This window comes from Rhizobium sp. YJ-22, assembly GCF_029601685.1.
Classification (GTDB): Bacteria; Pseudomonadota; Alphaproteobacteria; order Rhizobiales; family Rhizobiaceae; genus Metarhizobium.
Genome location: NZ_JARRIR010000009.1, coordinates 196086 through 211744 on the forward strand (window position 1 = coordinate 196086; position 15659 = coordinate 211744).

Genomic DNA, 15659 nt, shown 5'->3' on the forward strand with positions numbered 1-15659 from the left:
TTTCAGGGAAAAGCGGGGGCCGATAATATCAGGCCGCATGTTCCGAAGGCGCCGACGCCCGTTCGGCATTGATGAGATCGACGACCTCGCCGGTCGGCTTGTAGCCGGAAACGAGGGTCTGCAGGAAGGCGCGCGCCTCGACGATGTCGTTGCGGTCGAGGATCTCGTCCAGTTCCGCCAGTTTTGCTTCAAGCTCCGGCCACGGCAGAAAGTCCTCGCGCGCCTTCATGATGCGCGGATGCTGGGTCGGCATCGGATTGTCGCCGATCAGCAATTCCTCGTAGAGTTTTTCGCCGGGGCGCAGGCCCATGACCGCCAGCTCGATATCCCCATCGGGATTGTCGTCGTCGCGCACCGAATAGCCCGAGAGCTCGATGATGCGCCGGGCGAGATCGATGATCTTCACCGGCTGGCCCATGTCGAGGATGAAGAGATCGCCGCCCTGCGACATGGCGCCGGCCTGGATGACGAGCTGCGAGGCCTCGGGGATGGTCATGAAATAGCGGGTGATGTCGGGATGGGTCAGCGTCACCGGCCCGCCGTCGCGTACCTGCTGGCGAAACAGCGGCACCACCGAGCCGGAGGAGCCGAGCACGTTGCCGAAGCGCACCATGGAGAAGTTGGTCGCAGGTTCGCCACTGGCTGCGCCTTGGGCGGCAAGCGCCTGCAGCACCATCTCCGCCAGCCGCTTGCTGGCGCCCATGATATTGGTCGGGCGCACCGCCTTGTCGGTGCTGATCAGCACGAAATTCTTCACCCCCGCCTCGCGCGCCACGGTCGCGGCGGTCAGCGTGCCGAGCACGTTGTTGCGGATGCCCTCGGCCGGATTGTATTCGACCAGCGGCACATGCTTGTAGGCCGCGGCATGATAGATCGTCTCCGGCCGCCAACTGGCCATGATGTGGCGCAGGCGCTGGGCGTCGCGCACCGTGGCGATGAAGGGAATGATCTGGATATCAGACGCGCCGGCATGGTCGCGCAGCTTGGTCAGTTCCGAAAGGATTTCATAGAGCGCGAATTCGCTCTGCTCGACCAGCAGCAGGGTCGAGGGTCCGCATTTGAGGATCTGGCGGCACAATTCGCTGCCGATCGAACCGCCCGCGCCGGTCACCATCACCACGCGGCCGCGAATGTTTCGCTCCAGCAGGTCGCGCTCGGGCTCGACGGCATTGCGGCCGAGCAGATCCTCGATATCGAGTTCTCGCAGCGTCGAAACGGCGACACGGCCGGTGGCGATCGCCGTCAGATCCGGCAAAGTGCGGACATTGACCTTGGCCTTGCGGATGCTTTCGAGGATTGCGTTGCGGCGCCTGCGGTCGGCGGAGGGAATGGCGAGCAGCACGTCGCTGATGCCGAAGGCCTCGGCGATGCCGGCGAGGTCGCGCGGATCGTAGATCGGCAGGCCGCCCATGATCGAGCCCTGCAGGCGCTCGTCGTCGTCGAGATAACCGGCGACCTTGAGTTCGAGGCTGTTGGCGAGCGCGCCGGCGAGCTGGCGCCCGGCATTGCCCGCGCCATAGATCAGCACCTTGGACATGGAATTGCGGCGCAAGAGCCGGTGATAGGCATCCCCCAACCAATAACGCGTCAGCAGGCGCGACAGGCCGATGGCGATCAGGAGAAGCAGCGGCTGCAGCAGGCCGACGGTGCGCGGCACGCCCGGCACGCTGACGGCGGTGAACAGCGCCACGAACAGAAGCCCGTAGATCGCCACCGCCTTCAAGACGGTGATGAAGGCCGACCAGCCGGCATAGCGGAAGATGGCGCGGTAGAGCCCCATGACGATGAAGATCGGCAAGGCCAGCATCAACGACACGGCGACCGGCAACCATTCGATGCCCGACAGCGCTACCCAGCCATCGAGGCGGAAGCAATAAGCAAGCCAGACCGTGATGACGCACAGGCTCGCATCGACGCCGAGCGCCAGAAGCCGTTTGATGAAGCGCGGCAGGGCCAGGAACGGCGCCGCATATTTTTCCGCCAGCATCGACTGCCACTCAACCTTTCAGACGCGCCCGGCACGTCCCGAAGCGTTTGGTCGTGCCAAACCGCTGTAAGCCCTATATCACGACGATTTGATGTCCGCTGCCATCACAACCGCCAATCGGCGCGTTTCCCCCGCCCTGTCTCCCGAAAGCCTCGGTATCAATGGGCGACGCCATGGCGGCCGGCGACGCGGAAAAAGGTTTTCAACAGGATCTGCACGTCGAAGATCAGCGAGCGGCGACGCAGGTAATCCTCGTCCAGCCGCACCTTTTCCGGAACGGACAGCTCGTCGCGACCGTTGATCTGCGCCCAGCCGGTGAGGCCGGGGGCCAGCACATGCACGCCGCGCTCGGTGCGCAGCGCCACGAGGTCGTGCTGGTTGAACAGCGCCGGGCGCGGGCCGACGAAACTCATGTCTCCCTTCAGGATCGACCAGAGCTGCGGCAATTCGTCGAGGCTGCTGCGGCGCAGGAAGGAGCCGACCGGCGTCAGGTAGCTCTCCGGCCGCGCCAGCAGGTGTGTCGCGACCTCGGGCGTATCGATGCGCATGCTGCGGAATTTCGGCATGCGGAAGATGCGGTTGTTGCGGCCGACGCGATCCGACCAGTAGAGCGCCGGCCCCGGCGACGTCAGCCTGACCACCAGCGCGACCAGCGCAATCGGCACGGCAAGGACGACGAGCGCGACCAGGGCGATCGAAAAATCGAAAAGGCGCTTCAAAAGAGCTCCGACTGTGTGTAGCAAAAAGGCCTCGCAGGCTGCAAAACGCGCGCCTGCATATCAATTTCCGCGAATAACGGCAAGGCGGGCGCCACCGCCCTTCAGGCGGTGACGTTTTCCGCCATCGTCTTCTTCGCCAGGCGTCGCGCGATGACGCTCTCGCGCCAGATGGTGAAGATGCCGGCAGCGACCACGATGACCGAGCCGAGCACCACGTTCACGCCCAGCGTCTCGCCGAAGATCGTCGTGCCCAGCACCGAGGCGAAGACGAGTTGCAGATACATGATCGGCTGCACTGCCGCCGCATCCAGCACGTCATAGGCGCGGATCAGAAAATAGTGGCTGGAGATGCCGGTGAAGCAGAGCAGCAGCATCCAGATCGAATCGGTCGGCGAGAAGGTCACCCAGAAGAATGGCCCGACCAGCGTCATGACCACGGCGCCGCCGATGCCGGTGTAGAGGAAGCTGGTCATCGCCGAATCGTCGCGGCTCACATAACGCGTGGCGATGACGTAGAGGGCGAAGGTCAGCGCCGCCGCAAGCGGCACCACGACGCCGAGATCGAAGCCCTCGCCCTCCGGCTTGAGGATGACGAGCACGCCGATGAGACCGATGGTGATCGCGCTCCAGCGCCGCCAGCCGACGCGCTCGCCAAGCAACGGCATCGACAACAGCGCCACCATGATCGGCCCGGCCGAAAAGATCGCCTGCGAATGCGCCAGTCCCACCAGCTTGAAGGAGGTGATGACCAGCACGATCTGGGTGGCGAGCAGGACGCCGCGCAGCCATTGCAGGAGAGGCCATTTCGTCGCCGCCGCCTGCCGCAGGCTGCCTGCCCCGCGCCGCGCCATGACCACCGCGAAGGCGGCGAACGCCCAGAAGCGGATCATGGTGATGAAGATCGGCGGATAGGCGCCGCCGAGATGCTTCGATATGGCATCCTGAAGCGAGAAGATGACGATCGCCAGGAAGGCGAAGGTGTAGCCGCGGGTTTTCGTAGACATGCGCCCGTCATAGATCCGACCTCCGTGCCGTTCCATGGAAATCATGGGCCGACCGGGCGATTTCCGCCATTGCCGGGGCGATGATGCAGCCTCGCATCACCGTCCCTGCGCTCACGCCCGGCGATAGACGAAATAGCGCCCTACGGAAACGCTGTCCGGCAACGGCAAAGGATCGAGGTCCGGATGGTCGAGCGGCAGACCGCTGACGGCGATGCCGCCGGGGCGCAGGCTTTCGGCGGCGAGCGCTGGCAGCCAGGTCAGGGTCACCGCGTCCTTCTCGGCATAACCGGTGCCGATATCGGCATGGACGAGGGCGGCGCCGCAGCCGCGCCAGGCCAGCGCCGTCTCGGCGATCTCGCCGAGCACGATGTCGCCCGCCGGCGGACGCGAGGCAGCGTGGCAGCGCACGTCGCGATCGAAGGCGACGATGCGCCGGCCAGGCAGCATCTCGCGCAGGTGATCGAAAGTGCGGCCGTTGCCGAGCCCCAGTTCCAGCACCGGCCCCTCCATCGCGTTCACCGGCGGCGCGACGGCGTTCAGCACATCCCGTTGGGCGCTGACGCGGCGAATAAAACTGTCCAGTCGACTCATATGCTGTCCCGATCTTGGCCGAAGCATCCGGCAAGGCGTAATATGGCCGTGATATTGCGTCCGCAAGCGCCGGGCGCAAGACGATATCGGGAGGAATTTGCCTTGACCATGGTCGCGACGCATGAGGCAGAACGGTTCGAAGCGCCGGTTTTCCACCGCTTCGAAGGGGTCACCGAGATCGGCAATTATGCACCGCTGCCGGACGGCTGGTGGCTGGCGGTCGCCGATATCGTCGATTCGACCGGAGCGATCGATGCCGGCCGCTACAAGGACGTCAACATGGCCGGCGCCAGCGTCATTTCGGGCGTGCTGAACGCGCTCGGGCGCGACGACCTGCCCTTCGTCTTCGGCGGTGACGGCGCGCTGGTCGCCCTGCCGCCCTCGGGCGCGGCGGCGGCCACGCAGGCGCTGGCCAGTACCCGGCGCTGGACGCTGGAACAGCTCGGCCTGTCCATGCGCGCCGCCATGGTGCCGGTCACGGCCGCCCGCGAGGCAGGCCAGGACGTGCGCGTCGCCCGCTTCCGGCCAAGCGAATTCGTCACCTATGCGATGTTTGCCGGCGGCGGCGCGAGCTGGGCCGAACGGCAGATGAAGGCCGGACGCTTTTCCGTCGACCTCGCCCCCATCGGCGAAAAGCCCGACCTCACCGGCCTTTCCTGCCGCTGGAACCCGATCCGCTCGCGCCACGGCGTCATCGCCTCGATCATCGCCGTGCCGGACGAGGCCGCCGCCGACAGCGATTTCCGCGGCCTCGTCGGCGATATCCTCGGGCTGGCCGGCGGCGCGGAACGCGCCGGTCATCCGGTGCCGGAGGACGGGCCGGCGCCCGGCCTCTCCCATGCCGGCATGATGCTGGAGCTGAAGGCGGATCGCCTGCCCGGCCTGCGCCTGCGCCACAGGCTCGTCATCCTGGTCCAGGCAGCGCTGGTGCGCGTGCTCACGCGCACCGGGCTTCCGCTCGGCAGCTTCGATGCCGGCCGCTATCGCCGCGACATCGCCACCAACAGCGATTTCAGGAAATTCGACGACGGGCTGAAGATGACGCTGGACATCGACCGCGACCGGCTGGCGCGCATCGCAGAGCGGCTGGAACGGGCCTCCGAGGCCGGCATCTGCCGCTACGGCGTGCACATGCAGGAGGAGGCGCTGATGACCTGCCTGGTGCCGACGCCGCTGCAGCGCGACCACATGCATTTCATCGACGGCGCCTCGGGCGGCTATGCCGCCGCCGCGCTAGACCTCAAACGCAAGGCGGCGGCGCTCACGCCTTGACGATATGCGGGGCGGACACCCCCTTGCGGTGGAAGACATTGCGGGTGTCGACGATCAGCGGCGCCCAGCGCGCCAGGCTCTCGTAATCGACGGAATCGTGATCGGTCGATATCAGCACCGCGTCGACGCCTTTGACTGTCTCCTCATCGAGCATCACCGACCTGCGGCCGCGAAACGCGCCGTATTCGCGCGTCGGCGGGATCTCGGGCACATGCGGATCGAAATAGCAGGTCGCGCCGCCGCGCTCCTCGATCAGCTCGATCAGCTTCAGCGATGGGCTTTCGCGCGTATCCGGCACGTTCTTCTTGTAGGCGAGGCCGATCACCAGCACCTTCGAGCGGCTGAGCGCCTTGCCGCTGTGGATGTCCAGCGCTTCCGCCAGCCTGGTCACGACGTGCTTGGGCATCGCCGAATTGATCTCGCCGGCCAGTTCGATGAAACGGGTCGGCAGCTCGTATTCGCGCGATTTCCAGGTGAGGTAGAACGGATCGATCGGGATACAGTGACCGCCGAGCCCCGGCCCCGGATAGAAGGGCATGTAGCCGAAGGGCTTTGTCTTGGCCGCTTCGATCACCTCCCAGACGTCGATGCCCATCGCCTCGTAGACGACCTTCAGCTCGTTGACCAGGGCGATGTTCACCGCGCGAAAAATGTTCTCGGTGAGTTTGACCGCTTCCGCCGTGCCGTTGGAGGAGACGGGCACGAGGGTGCGCACCACCGCGCCGTAAAAGGCCTGCATCAGACGCGACGCGTCCGGTCCGTCGCCGGCAACGACCTTGGGGATGGTCGAGGTCTCGAAATCGCGATTGCCGGGATCCTCGCGCTCCGGCGAGAAGCCGAGAAAGAAATCGGCGCCGGAGGCAAGCCCGGTGCGCTCCAGGATCGGCTTGACCACGTCGTCGGTGGTGCCGGGATAGGTGGTCGATTCCAGCACGATCAACTGGCCGGGGCGCAATCTTTCGGCGATCGCCTGCGTGGTTCTGGTCACGAAGGACAGGTCGGGATCGCGATGGCGCGTCAGCGGCGTCGGCACGCAGATGACGATCACGTCGCAATCGGCAAGCCCCGCGAAATCCGTGGTCGAGCGAAAACGCCCCGCCGCCGTCTCGGCCGCGACCACCGCATCCGGCACCGCCTCGATATAGGAACGGCCGGCTTCCAGCGAAACGATCTTGGCGGCGTCGATATCGAAGCCGGTGACGCGAAAGCCGTTGCGGGCGACGGTCATCGCCAGCGGCAGGCCGACATAACCGAGGCCGATGACCCCGGCATGCGCCTCGCGCGACAGGATGCGGGAATGAAGGCGCTCGGCCTGGCTGGAAGATGGGGTCACGACAGATCGGTATCCGGGATGGTGGCGATGTGCTGGGGTCAAGAATCTCTGACCCCGATGCAGTTGGGATCAATTCGCGGCCGTGTCAAGCGGTGTGGCGGCGGGGGCAGCTTCACGAGACCGCGATGAGGCCGGTGGAAATTTGTCGGCCCGTTCGTCTGGTTTTACCCTCGGACGTGCTTATATCTTGCCAGCGGCAGGTGCAGCGAGTCGTCTCTCCCAGAGGGTCATGCGCCGGTTCGACGCCGCGATTTGTAAGGACTTGCGATGACCACACCGCGCGCCACCGTTTCCCGCACCCTGCTCGACCGCGTCAGCTCCTGGTTGAAGACTTCCGCCCTGCATGGCGTCGATCTCGAAACGTTGATCAAGGGCTTTTGCGAAAGGCTGGCCGCCGCCGGCTTGCCGCTCGTCCGGGTGCATCTGAGTTTCTCCATGCTGCATCCGCTCTACGATGCGCTCGGCTTCACCTGGGAGCGCGGCAAGGGCATTTCGGTCGAAAGTTTTCGAAAGGTGCTCGAGGGGCCGGATTCGGAGCGCATCCTGCGCAGCCCCTATTTCTACCTGCTGAGCAACAATCTCGACCACCTGCGCCGCCGCCTCGACCCCTCGGCGCCGGCGGAATTCCCGATCTTCGAAGAACTCTACGCGCTCGGCGCCACCGATTATTTCGCCTTCGTGCAATCCTTCGGCGACGGCAGCGGCCAGGGCATGCTGGGCTCGTGGACGACCGATCAGCCGGGCGGCTTCAGCGACGACATCATCGAGGCGCTGCTGCGCATCCAGAACAGCCTGGCGGTCGCCGCCAAGATGGCGGTGCTCGACAAGCTCGCCGACAACATGCTGACCACCTATCTCGGCGGCAATGCCGGCAAGCGGGTGCTTTCCGGCCAGATCCGCCGCGGCGATGGCGAGACGATCCGCGCCGCGCTGGTCATGGCCGACATGCGCCAGTCGACGCTGCTCGCCGAGCGCGAGGGCCGGCAGGCCTATATCGATACGCTCAACCAGTTCTTCGACGCCATCGCCACGCCGTTCAACCGCAATGGCGGCGAGATCCTCAGTTTCGTCGGCGACGGCTTCCTGGCCGTCTACCCTTGCGGGCGTCACCGCGAGCCCTCGCAAACCGCGACCCGCACCGCCATGGCCGCCGTGCGCCAGGCGACACTGCGCATGGCGGAACTGAACGCGGCGCGCAAGGGCAAGAGCCTGCCCGAGATCCGCTACGGCATCGGCCTGCATATCGGCAACGTCATGTTCGGCAATGTCGGCCTCAAGGACCGGCTGACCTTCTCTGCCTTCGGCGGCGCCGTCAACGAGGTGGAACGGCTGCAGGGGCTGACGAAGAAGTTCAACAAGCCGATCGTCGCCAGCCAGGCCTTTTCCACCTATTGCGGCGGCGACTGGGTGACGCTCGGCCAGGAACGGCTGCGCGGCATGCGCCAGAAGGTCACCATCCTGCTGCCCGGCGAGGACATGCTGAAAACCGATTGCCCGGAATGCATCGAAGGCGATAGGCTGGACGTCCAGTCCGAGGCCGAACGCATCATCCTGGCCTATCGCCAGCGGCGGCAGACGGACAGCAAGGACATGTTGGAGACGCTGCTGCAATGACGACATCGACGATTCGGGGCGCTCTTGCCGGCGTGCTCTTGCTTGCCGTGCCCGCCGCCACGCCCCTTTTCGCCGATCCCCTGCATGACGTCCTGGTCGATGGTTTCGACGGCCAGGATTTTTCGCCCGAGGGCGGGCTCTATTACCGCGAGAACGCCGAACAGAGCGCCGGCACCGTCACTTTCCAGAGCGCGGTCAAGCGCAGCGGCGCCGGCGCGCTGAAACTCAGCGTCAAACCCTTCTGCGCCGCCGACAGCGAGAACTGCAGCGAGCGCGCCGAGATCTGGGAAAAGACCAAGCTGCGCGTGCCCTACGATGCCGGCGTCTGGTATGGTTTCGCCGTGCGCTTCGCCGACCCCATCCCCTCGCAGGACCACCGCTACCTGATCGCCCAGTGGAAACGCGAGATCGGCCCGGAGGCGGAGGGCGATTTCAGCCCCTTTCTCGGCTTCCGCATGAACAACGGCAAGCTGTTCGTCACCGTCGAGACCAATTTTCATGACGGCGCCAGCATCGGCCCCAAAGGCGGCATGGCCGAATGCCCGGCCGGCCAGACGCCGGTCTGGCTGAGACCCGAAACCAACCAGATGCGGGCTCTCGTGGCGACCGACAGCGCCTTCAAACCCGAGGACGGCGCCATCTTCAACGCCTGCACCGACAAGATCACCGTGACGAATCGCGGCGCTGCCCTGCCGCAACCCTCGTCCGGCTGGATCGATTTCGCCGTGCTGACGAAGCCGGGACCGGACGGCGATGGCCGCATCGAGATCTTCGCCAACGACCGTTGGGTGGTGACCGTCAAGGGGCATATCGGCCATGCGGACATGGGGCTCGGCAAGAACCAGTATTTCAAGTTCGGCCCCTATCGCGCCGCCGACACGACGGACTGGACGCTCTATTACGACGATTTCCGCCGCTCGGCGAAATGCGAGGATGTTCTCACTGAAAAATCCCTCTGCGCAAAGCTGGACTGAGCCGGTTGTCAAGCCAGACGAAGACCCCATGGACAGGCCGGAAGTGCTTCGCTAAGCTTTGGATATTACGGGCGTCTGAGAACAATTCCGACGGAAGCGGGAAGGTTCGGAGAAGCGAGGCGGGAAAGCTACTGGCATGACTTCAGGCGCCGATTTGTTGCGCATCGAAAAGCTTCAAGTCTCGTTCGGGATGCTCGGCGGCACGCTGACCGCCGTCCGGGATGCAAGCCTGCGCGTGCTGCCCGGCAAGGTAACGGCGCTGGTCGGCGAATCCGGCTCCGGCAAATCGGTCATCAGCCAGGCGGTGATGGGCATCCTGCCGCAGACGGCGAGCGCCGGGGGACGCATCCTGTTTTCCGATCCCGAACGCGGCACAGGTCCGGTCGATATCCTCGCCATGCCCCGCGACGGACGCGCCATCCGCAGCCTTCGCGGCAGCCGCATCGGCAAGATTTTCCAGGAGCCGATGACCTCGCTGTCGCCGCTGCACACCATCGGCGACCAGGTGAGCGAGGCGCTGCGCATCCACGAGCCGGTATCGCGTGCCGAGCTGCGCGAACGCACCGAGGAAATGCTTGGCCTCGTCGGCTTCGCCAACCCGGCCCGCACCTTTTCCATGTACCCGTTCGAGCTGTCCGGCGGCATGCGCCAGCGCGCCATGATCGCCATGGCGCTGATCTGCCGCCCGGCGCTGCTGATCGCCGACGAGCCGACCACGGCGCTCGACGTCACCATCCAGGCGCAGATCCTCCAGCTACTGCGCGAATTGCAGACCAAGCTGAACATGGCGATGCTGCTGATCACCCATGATCTCGGCGTCGTCGCCAATGTCGCAGACGAGGTGGTGGTGATCTATCGCGGCGAGATCATGGAGGCAGGCACGGTCGACGACATCTTCCGCCGCCCGGCCCATCCCTATCTGAAGGGCCTGATGGCGGCGGTGCCGCATTTCGACATGAAGCCCGGCGAGCGCCTGCAGGCGCTGCGCGACATCCCCGTACAGGCCGACATGCTGATCGCCAAGCGTGCGAAGCGCCCGCAGGGCGGCTCCGACATCGTGCTGTCGGTGCGCGACCTCAGCAAGACCTTCACCACCCGCAAATCCGGCTGGCTGACCAAGCCGAAGGCAGCCGGCCATCCGGCCGTCGATCATGTCAGCCTCGACGTGCGTCGCGGCGAATGTCTCGGCATCGTCGGCGAGAGCGGTTGCGGCAAGAGCACGCTCAGCAAGATGATCATGCGCGCCGTCACACCCGACAACGGCACGATCATGTATTTCGGCGAAAAGCCGATCGACGTCTTGAATGCGCAGGGCGAGGAACTCAAGGCGCTGCGCGCCCGCATCCAGATGGTGTTCCAGGATCCGATCTCGTCGCTGTCGCCGCGCATGACGGTGCAGAACATCCTCAGCGAGCCCCTGGAGATCCATGGGCGCGGCACGCCGAAACAGCGCAAGGAATACGTGGCCAGGCTGGTGGAGGCGATCGGCCTCGACGAGCGCGCCCTCAACCGCTATCCGCACAGCTTTTCCGGCGGCCAGCGCCAGCGCATCGGCATCGCGCGCGCGCTCGCACTCGGACCGGACGTGCTCATCTGCGACGAGCCGGTCTCGGCCCTCGACGTCTCGGTGCAGGCGCAGATCCTCAATCTTCTCAAGGATCTGCAGGCCGATCTCGGCCTCACCTACATCTTCATCTCGCACAACCTCGCGGTCGTCGATTACATGGCCGACCGCATCGCCGTGATGTGCGGCGGGCGCATCGTTGAGCTTGCCCCGCGCGAGGTGCTGATGCGCAGGCCGGTGCATCCCTACACGCGGGCACTGCTGGCGGCCGTTCCCTTTGCCGATCCCGACCATCCGCTCGATTTTTCCGCGATCACCAGAAGCGGCGCGGCCGCGGCCGGCAACTGGGACTGCCGCTTTCGCGAGGAACCGGGCGAGGCGCCACTGGCGCCCGCCGATCTCGGGGACGGCCATCTGGTGCTGGCCAGGCGCGATGTCGATGCGCGGGAGCTTTGCCCATGAGCAGCGACCGGTTTCCAATCACACGCCGCGGCATTCTGGGCCTCATGGCTTCGGCGGCGCTGCCCATGCCGCGCGCCCTTGCCGCCGCGCTCGAGCCGCCGCTGCTGGCGCCGCTCGTCTACGAGGACATGCTGCCGGCGCTTTCCGACCGCGTGCCGCGCGAACCACGCGTCATCAAGCTGGCGGAGATGGGCCGCCAGCCCGGCCGCAACGGCGGCACGCTGCGCATGCTGATCGGCGGGTCCAAGGACATCCGCCTGATGACCATCTGCGGCTATTCCCGTCTCGTCGGATACAGCCCCACGCTCGAATTCATTCCCGACATCCTCGAAAGCTTCGAGAATGTCGACAACCGCGTCTTCACCTTCCGCCTGCGCACCGGCCATCGCTGGTCGGACGGCCATATGCTGACCTCCGAAGATTTCCGCTACTGCTGGGAAGACGTCATTCTCAACAAGCGGCTGCGCAAGGGCGGCCCGCCTTCCGAGCTTCTGGTCGAAGGCCAGAAGCCGCGCTTCGAGGTGCTCGATCAGCGTACGGTGCGCTATACCTGGCATGGTCCGAACCCGGATTTCCTGCCGAGCCTTGCCGCGCCGCAGCAACTCGTCATCTGCATGCCCGCCCATTACCTGCGCAATTTCCACCAGAAATACCAGGAGCCGAACCGTCTGGCCGGCCTCGTCAAGGAACAGCGGGTCGACGAATGGGTCGATCTGCACATCAAGATGTCGAACAGCTACCGCCAGGAAAATCCGGAGCTCCCGGTTCTGGAGCCGTGGCGCAACCGCACCAGGCCGCCGGCGGAACAGTTCGTCTTCGAGCGCAACCCCTTCTTCCACCGGGTCGACGAGAACGGCGCCCAGCTCCCCTATATCGACAAGGTGGTGCTGAACGTCAGTTCGGCGTCGATCATCGCCGCCAAGGCCTGCACCGGTGAGAGCGACCTGCAGGCGACCAGCGTCGATTTCACCGACTACACCTATATGAAGGACGCCGAGAAACGTTATCCGGTGCGCGTCGGGCTGTGGAAGGCGACGCGCGGCTCCAAGGTGGCGCTGCTGCCCAATCAGAATGTTTCAGACCCCGTCTGGCGGGCGCTGTTGCGCGACGTTCGCTTCCGCCGCGCCCTGTCGCTGGCCATCGATCGCGACGAGATCAACAAGGTCTCCTTCTTCGGCCTGGCGACGCCGAGCGCCGACACGATCCTGCCGGACAGCCCGCTTTACAAACCCGAATACGCCGCAGCCTATGCCAATCACGATCCGGCCGCCGCCAACGCGCTGCTGGACGCGATCGGGTTGGCCAACCGCAACGACGACGGCATCCGCCTGCTGCCCGACGGACGCGTGGCGCAGGTGGTGGTCGAGACGGCGGGCGAAAGCACGCTGGAAACCGACATTCTCGAACTCGTCGGCGATCACTGGCGCGATATCGGGATTTCGCTTTTCGTGCGCACCTCGCAGCGCGAGGTCTTCCGCTCGCGCACCATGGGCGGGCAGATCATGATGACCATGTGGCCGGGCCTCGAAAACGGCGTGCCGACCGCCGAGATGAACCCCGGGCAACTGGCGCCCACCCTGGACGACCAGTTGCAGTGGCCGGCCTGGGGGATGTATTATCTCTCGCGCGGCCAGAAGGGCCAGGCCCCGGACCTGCCGGAAGCCATCGAGCAGATCCGGTTGCTGCGCACATGGTATCAGGCGCGCAGCGACGCGGAGCGAACCGCCATCTGGGAGCAGATGCTGTCGAACTGGGCGGAGCAGGTCTTCTCGATCGGCATCGTCAACCAGACGCGCCAGCCCGTCCTGCGCTCGGCGCATCTGCGCAACGTGCCGGACACGGCGCTCTACGGCTTCAATCCCACCTCATTGCTCGGCGTGTATATGCCGGATACGTTCTGGTATTCGGAGGATACAGCCTGATGGCGCGCTACATTCTCTGGCGCATCGCCGCCATGATCCCGACGCTGTTCCTCATTTCGGCGCTCGTCTTCACCATCATCGAATTGCCGCCGGGCGACTATTTCGAAAGCTACATCGCCGAGCTTCAGGCCCAGGGCGAAGGCGTCGACATGGCCGAGATCGAGCAGTTGCGCGCCCGGTACGGCTTCGACAAGCCGCCGATCCTGCGTTATTTCCACTGGGTCGGCGGCATGCTGACCGGCGATTTCGGCTATTCCTTCGAGTACCAGCTTCCGGTCAGCGAGGTGGTCGGCGACCGACTGTGGCTCACCATCCTCGTTTCGGTGTGTACGATCATCGTCACCTGGCTGATCGCCTTCCCGATCGGCATCTATTCCGCCACGCATCAATATAGCTGGGGCGATTACGGCCTGACCTTTTTCGGCCTGCTCGGCATCGCCATCCCGAATTTCACGCTGGCGCTGATCCTGATGTATTTCGCCAATATCTGGTTCGGCGTCACCATCGGCCATCTGATGGATCAGCGCTTCCTTGGCGAGCCAATGAGCTGGGAAAAGGCGAAATCCATCCTCGAGCACCTGTGGATCCCGGTGATCATCGTCGGCACGGCCGGCACCGCCGGCATGATCCGAAGGCTGCGCGCCAACCTGCTCGACGAATTGCAGAAGCAATATGTCGTCACCGCCCGCGCCAAGGGGCTTTCACCCTTCCGCGCCCTGATCAAGTATCCGCTGCGCATGTCGCTGAATTTCTTCATCGCCGATATCGGCTCCATCCTGCCGCAGATCATTTCGGGGGCGGAAATCACCGCCATCGTGCTTTCGCTGGAAACCACCGGGCCGATGCTGATCAAGGCGCTGCAAAGCCAGGACATGTATCTGGCCGGCTCCTTCCTGATGTTCCTCGCCTTCCTCACCGTGATCGGCATGTTGATTTCCGATATCGCGCTCGCCTTCCTCGATCCGCGTATCCGTTTGCAAGGCGGGAGCGCCAAGTGACGTCATCGCCGCTGCCGGAACCCGGCGCCCCGCTTGCCCATTTCGTCTCGACCGCGCCCTTCGACCCGAACGAGGCGCCGCCGATCACCGATGCGCAGAAGGAAATCAGCAAGGCCTCGCAATTGCGCCTGATGTGGTGGAAGTTCAAGCGCCACAAGCTGGCGCTGGCCTCCGGCGTCTTCCTGGCGCTGCTCTACGCCTCGATCCTGATCGTCGAGTTCCTGGCGCCCTACAACCTGCATACCCGCCATGTCGATTTCATCCATTCGCCGCCGCAACGCGTGCATCTCTTCCATGACGGCAGCTTCGTCGGCCCCTTCGTCTACGGCCGCGACATGCGCCTCGACATGGATACGCTGCGGCGCATCTATACCAATCGCACCGACCAGGTGGAGCCGTTGCGCTTCTTCTGCCGCGGCGATGCATACCGGTTCTGGGGCCTGCTCGATGCCAATCTGCATCTGGTCTGCCCGGCCAAGGGCGGCCAGTTCTTCCTGCTCGGCACCGATCGTCTCGGCCGCGACGTGTTGTCGCGCATTATCTATGGCGCGCGCATCTCGCTGACCATAGGCCTCATCGGCATCTCCGTCAGCTTCGTGCTCGGCATTGTCATCGGCGGCCTCGCCGGCTATCGCGGCGGGCTGTTCGACCTGGTGACGCAGCGCATCATCGAGGTGCTTCAGTCGATCCCCTCGATACCCTTGTGGATGGCGCTCGCCGCCATCATGCCGGTGACCTGGAGCCCGATCCTGATCTATCTCGGCATCACCATGATCCTCGGCCTGCTCGATTGGACCGGGCTGGCGCGCGCCGTGCGCTCGAAGCTTTTGTCGCTGCGCGAAGAAGATTACGTGCTCGCCGCGCAACTGATGGGAGCGAAGACCAGCCGCATCATCGGCCGGCACCTGATCCCCGGCTTCATGTCGCACCTGATCGCCACGGCGACCATTTCGATCCCCGGCATGATCCTCGGCGAGACGGCACTGAGCTTCCTCGGCCTTGGTCTGCGCCCGCCGATCACCAGCTGGGGCATTCTTCTGACGGAGGCGCGCAGCGTCAGCGTCATCGCCTTCTATCCCTGGCTGCTGCTGCCGACCCTGCCGGTGGTTCTTGTGATCCTGGCGTTCAATTTTCTGGGAGACGGCTTGCGCGACGCGGCCGATCCATACAAGTGATGACGCAATGTCGAACAACACCAGCGCCGACGCCCTGAACCCCG

12 protein-coding genes are annotated in these 15659 nt (G+C 65.0%); 7 read left to right on the forward strand and 5 right to left on the reverse strand.

Going from position 1 to position 15659, the window contains the following annotated elements:
- Positions 1 to 28 precede the first annotated feature (28 nt).
- From P7F60_RS21125 to P7F60_RS21140, 4 genes are all read right to left on the reverse strand, one after another.
- Complete coding sequence (locus tag P7F60_RS21125) at positions 29 to 1987, reverse strand: nucleoside-diphosphate sugar epimerase/dehydratase (RefSeq protein WP_277919670.1); 1959 nt, start codon at positions 1985 to 1987, stop codon at positions 29 to 31.
- A gap of 158 nt (positions 1988 to 2145) precedes the next feature.
- On the reverse strand, positions 2146 to 2706 hold the full coding sequence (locus P7F60_RS21130) for a sugar transferase (RefSeq protein WP_277919671.1): 561 nt from the start codon (positions 2704 to 2706) through the stop codon (positions 2146 to 2148).
- A 101-nt stretch (positions 2707 to 2807) separates the two neighbouring features.
- Positions 2808 to 3710, reverse strand: coding sequence for a DMT family transporter (locus tag P7F60_RS21135; protein WP_277919672.1), 903 nt, complete (start codon positions 3708 to 3710; stop codon positions 2808 to 2810).
- A gap of 111 nt (positions 3711 to 3821) precedes the next feature.
- On the reverse strand, positions 3822 to 4301 hold the full coding sequence (locus P7F60_RS21140) for a class I SAM-dependent methyltransferase (protein ID WP_277919673.1): 480 nt from the start codon (positions 4299 to 4301) through the stop codon (positions 3822 to 3824).
- 108 nt (positions 4302 to 4409) lie between these two features.
- Between P7F60_RS21140 and P7F60_RS21145 the strand changes: the two genes are divergently transcribed.
- Positions 4410 to 5573 carry a DUF3095 domain-containing protein gene (locus P7F60_RS21145; protein WP_277919747.1) on the forward strand — a complete coding sequence of 388 codons (1164 nt, stop codon included), beginning with the start codon at positions 4410 to 4412 and terminating at the stop codon, positions 5571 to 5573.
- On the opposite strand, the gene P7F60_RS21150 is transcribed toward P7F60_RS21145, so the two are convergent.
- Positions 5563 to 6864 (reverse strand): nucleotide sugar dehydrogenase, encoded by a 1302-nt coding sequence (locus tag P7F60_RS21150; RefSeq protein WP_277919748.1) that lies wholly within the window; start codon positions 6862 to 6864, stop codon positions 5563 to 5565. The genes P7F60_RS21145 and P7F60_RS21150 overlap by 11 nt on opposite strands.
- A 309-nt stretch (positions 6865 to 7173) precedes the next feature.
- Here P7F60_RS21150 and P7F60_RS21155 point away from each other — a divergent pair, with 309 nt between their 5' ends.
- The 6 genes from P7F60_RS21155 to P7F60_RS21180 all read left to right on the forward strand — a co-directional run bounded on the left by P7F60_RS21155 (position 7174) and on the right by P7F60_RS21180 (position 15615).
- Complete coding sequence (locus tag P7F60_RS21155) at positions 7174 to 8520, forward strand: adenylate/guanylate cyclase domain-containing protein (RefSeq protein ID WP_277919674.1); 1347 nt, start codon at positions 7174 to 7176, stop codon at positions 8518 to 8520.
- The gene (locus tag P7F60_RS21160) at positions 8517 to 9494 is read left to right on the forward strand and encodes a polysaccharide lyase (protein ID WP_277919675.1); all 978 of its coding nucleotides are present in this window, start codon (positions 8517 to 8519) and stop codon (positions 9492 to 9494) included. Before P7F60_RS21155 ends, P7F60_RS21160 begins: the two co-directional genes overlap by 4 nt.
- Before the next feature lie 136 nt (positions 9495 to 9630).
- Entirely contained in the window at positions 9631 to 11520 is a 1890-nt protein-coding gene (locus P7F60_RS21165; protein WP_277919676.1) for an ABC transporter ATP-binding protein, read from the forward strand.
- Complete coding sequence (locus P7F60_RS21170; RefSeq protein ID WP_277919677.1) at positions 11517 to 13442, forward strand: ABC transporter substrate-binding protein; 1926 nt, start codon at positions 11517 to 11519, stop codon at positions 13440 to 13442. Before P7F60_RS21165 ends, P7F60_RS21170 begins: the two co-directional genes overlap by 4 nt.
- Entirely contained in the window at positions 13442 to 14440 is a 999-nt protein-coding gene (locus P7F60_RS21175) for an ABC transporter permease (protein WP_277919678.1), read from the forward strand. The genes P7F60_RS21170 and P7F60_RS21175 overlap by 1 nt, the downstream gene beginning before the upstream one ends.
- Positions 14437 to 15615, forward strand: coding sequence for an ABC transporter permease (locus tag P7F60_RS21180; RefSeq protein ID WP_277919679.1), 1179 nt, complete (start codon positions 14437 to 14439; stop codon positions 15613 to 15615). The genes P7F60_RS21175 and P7F60_RS21180 overlap by 4 nt, the downstream gene beginning before the upstream one ends.
- The last annotated feature ends 44 nt before the right edge of the window (positions 15616 to 15659 follow it).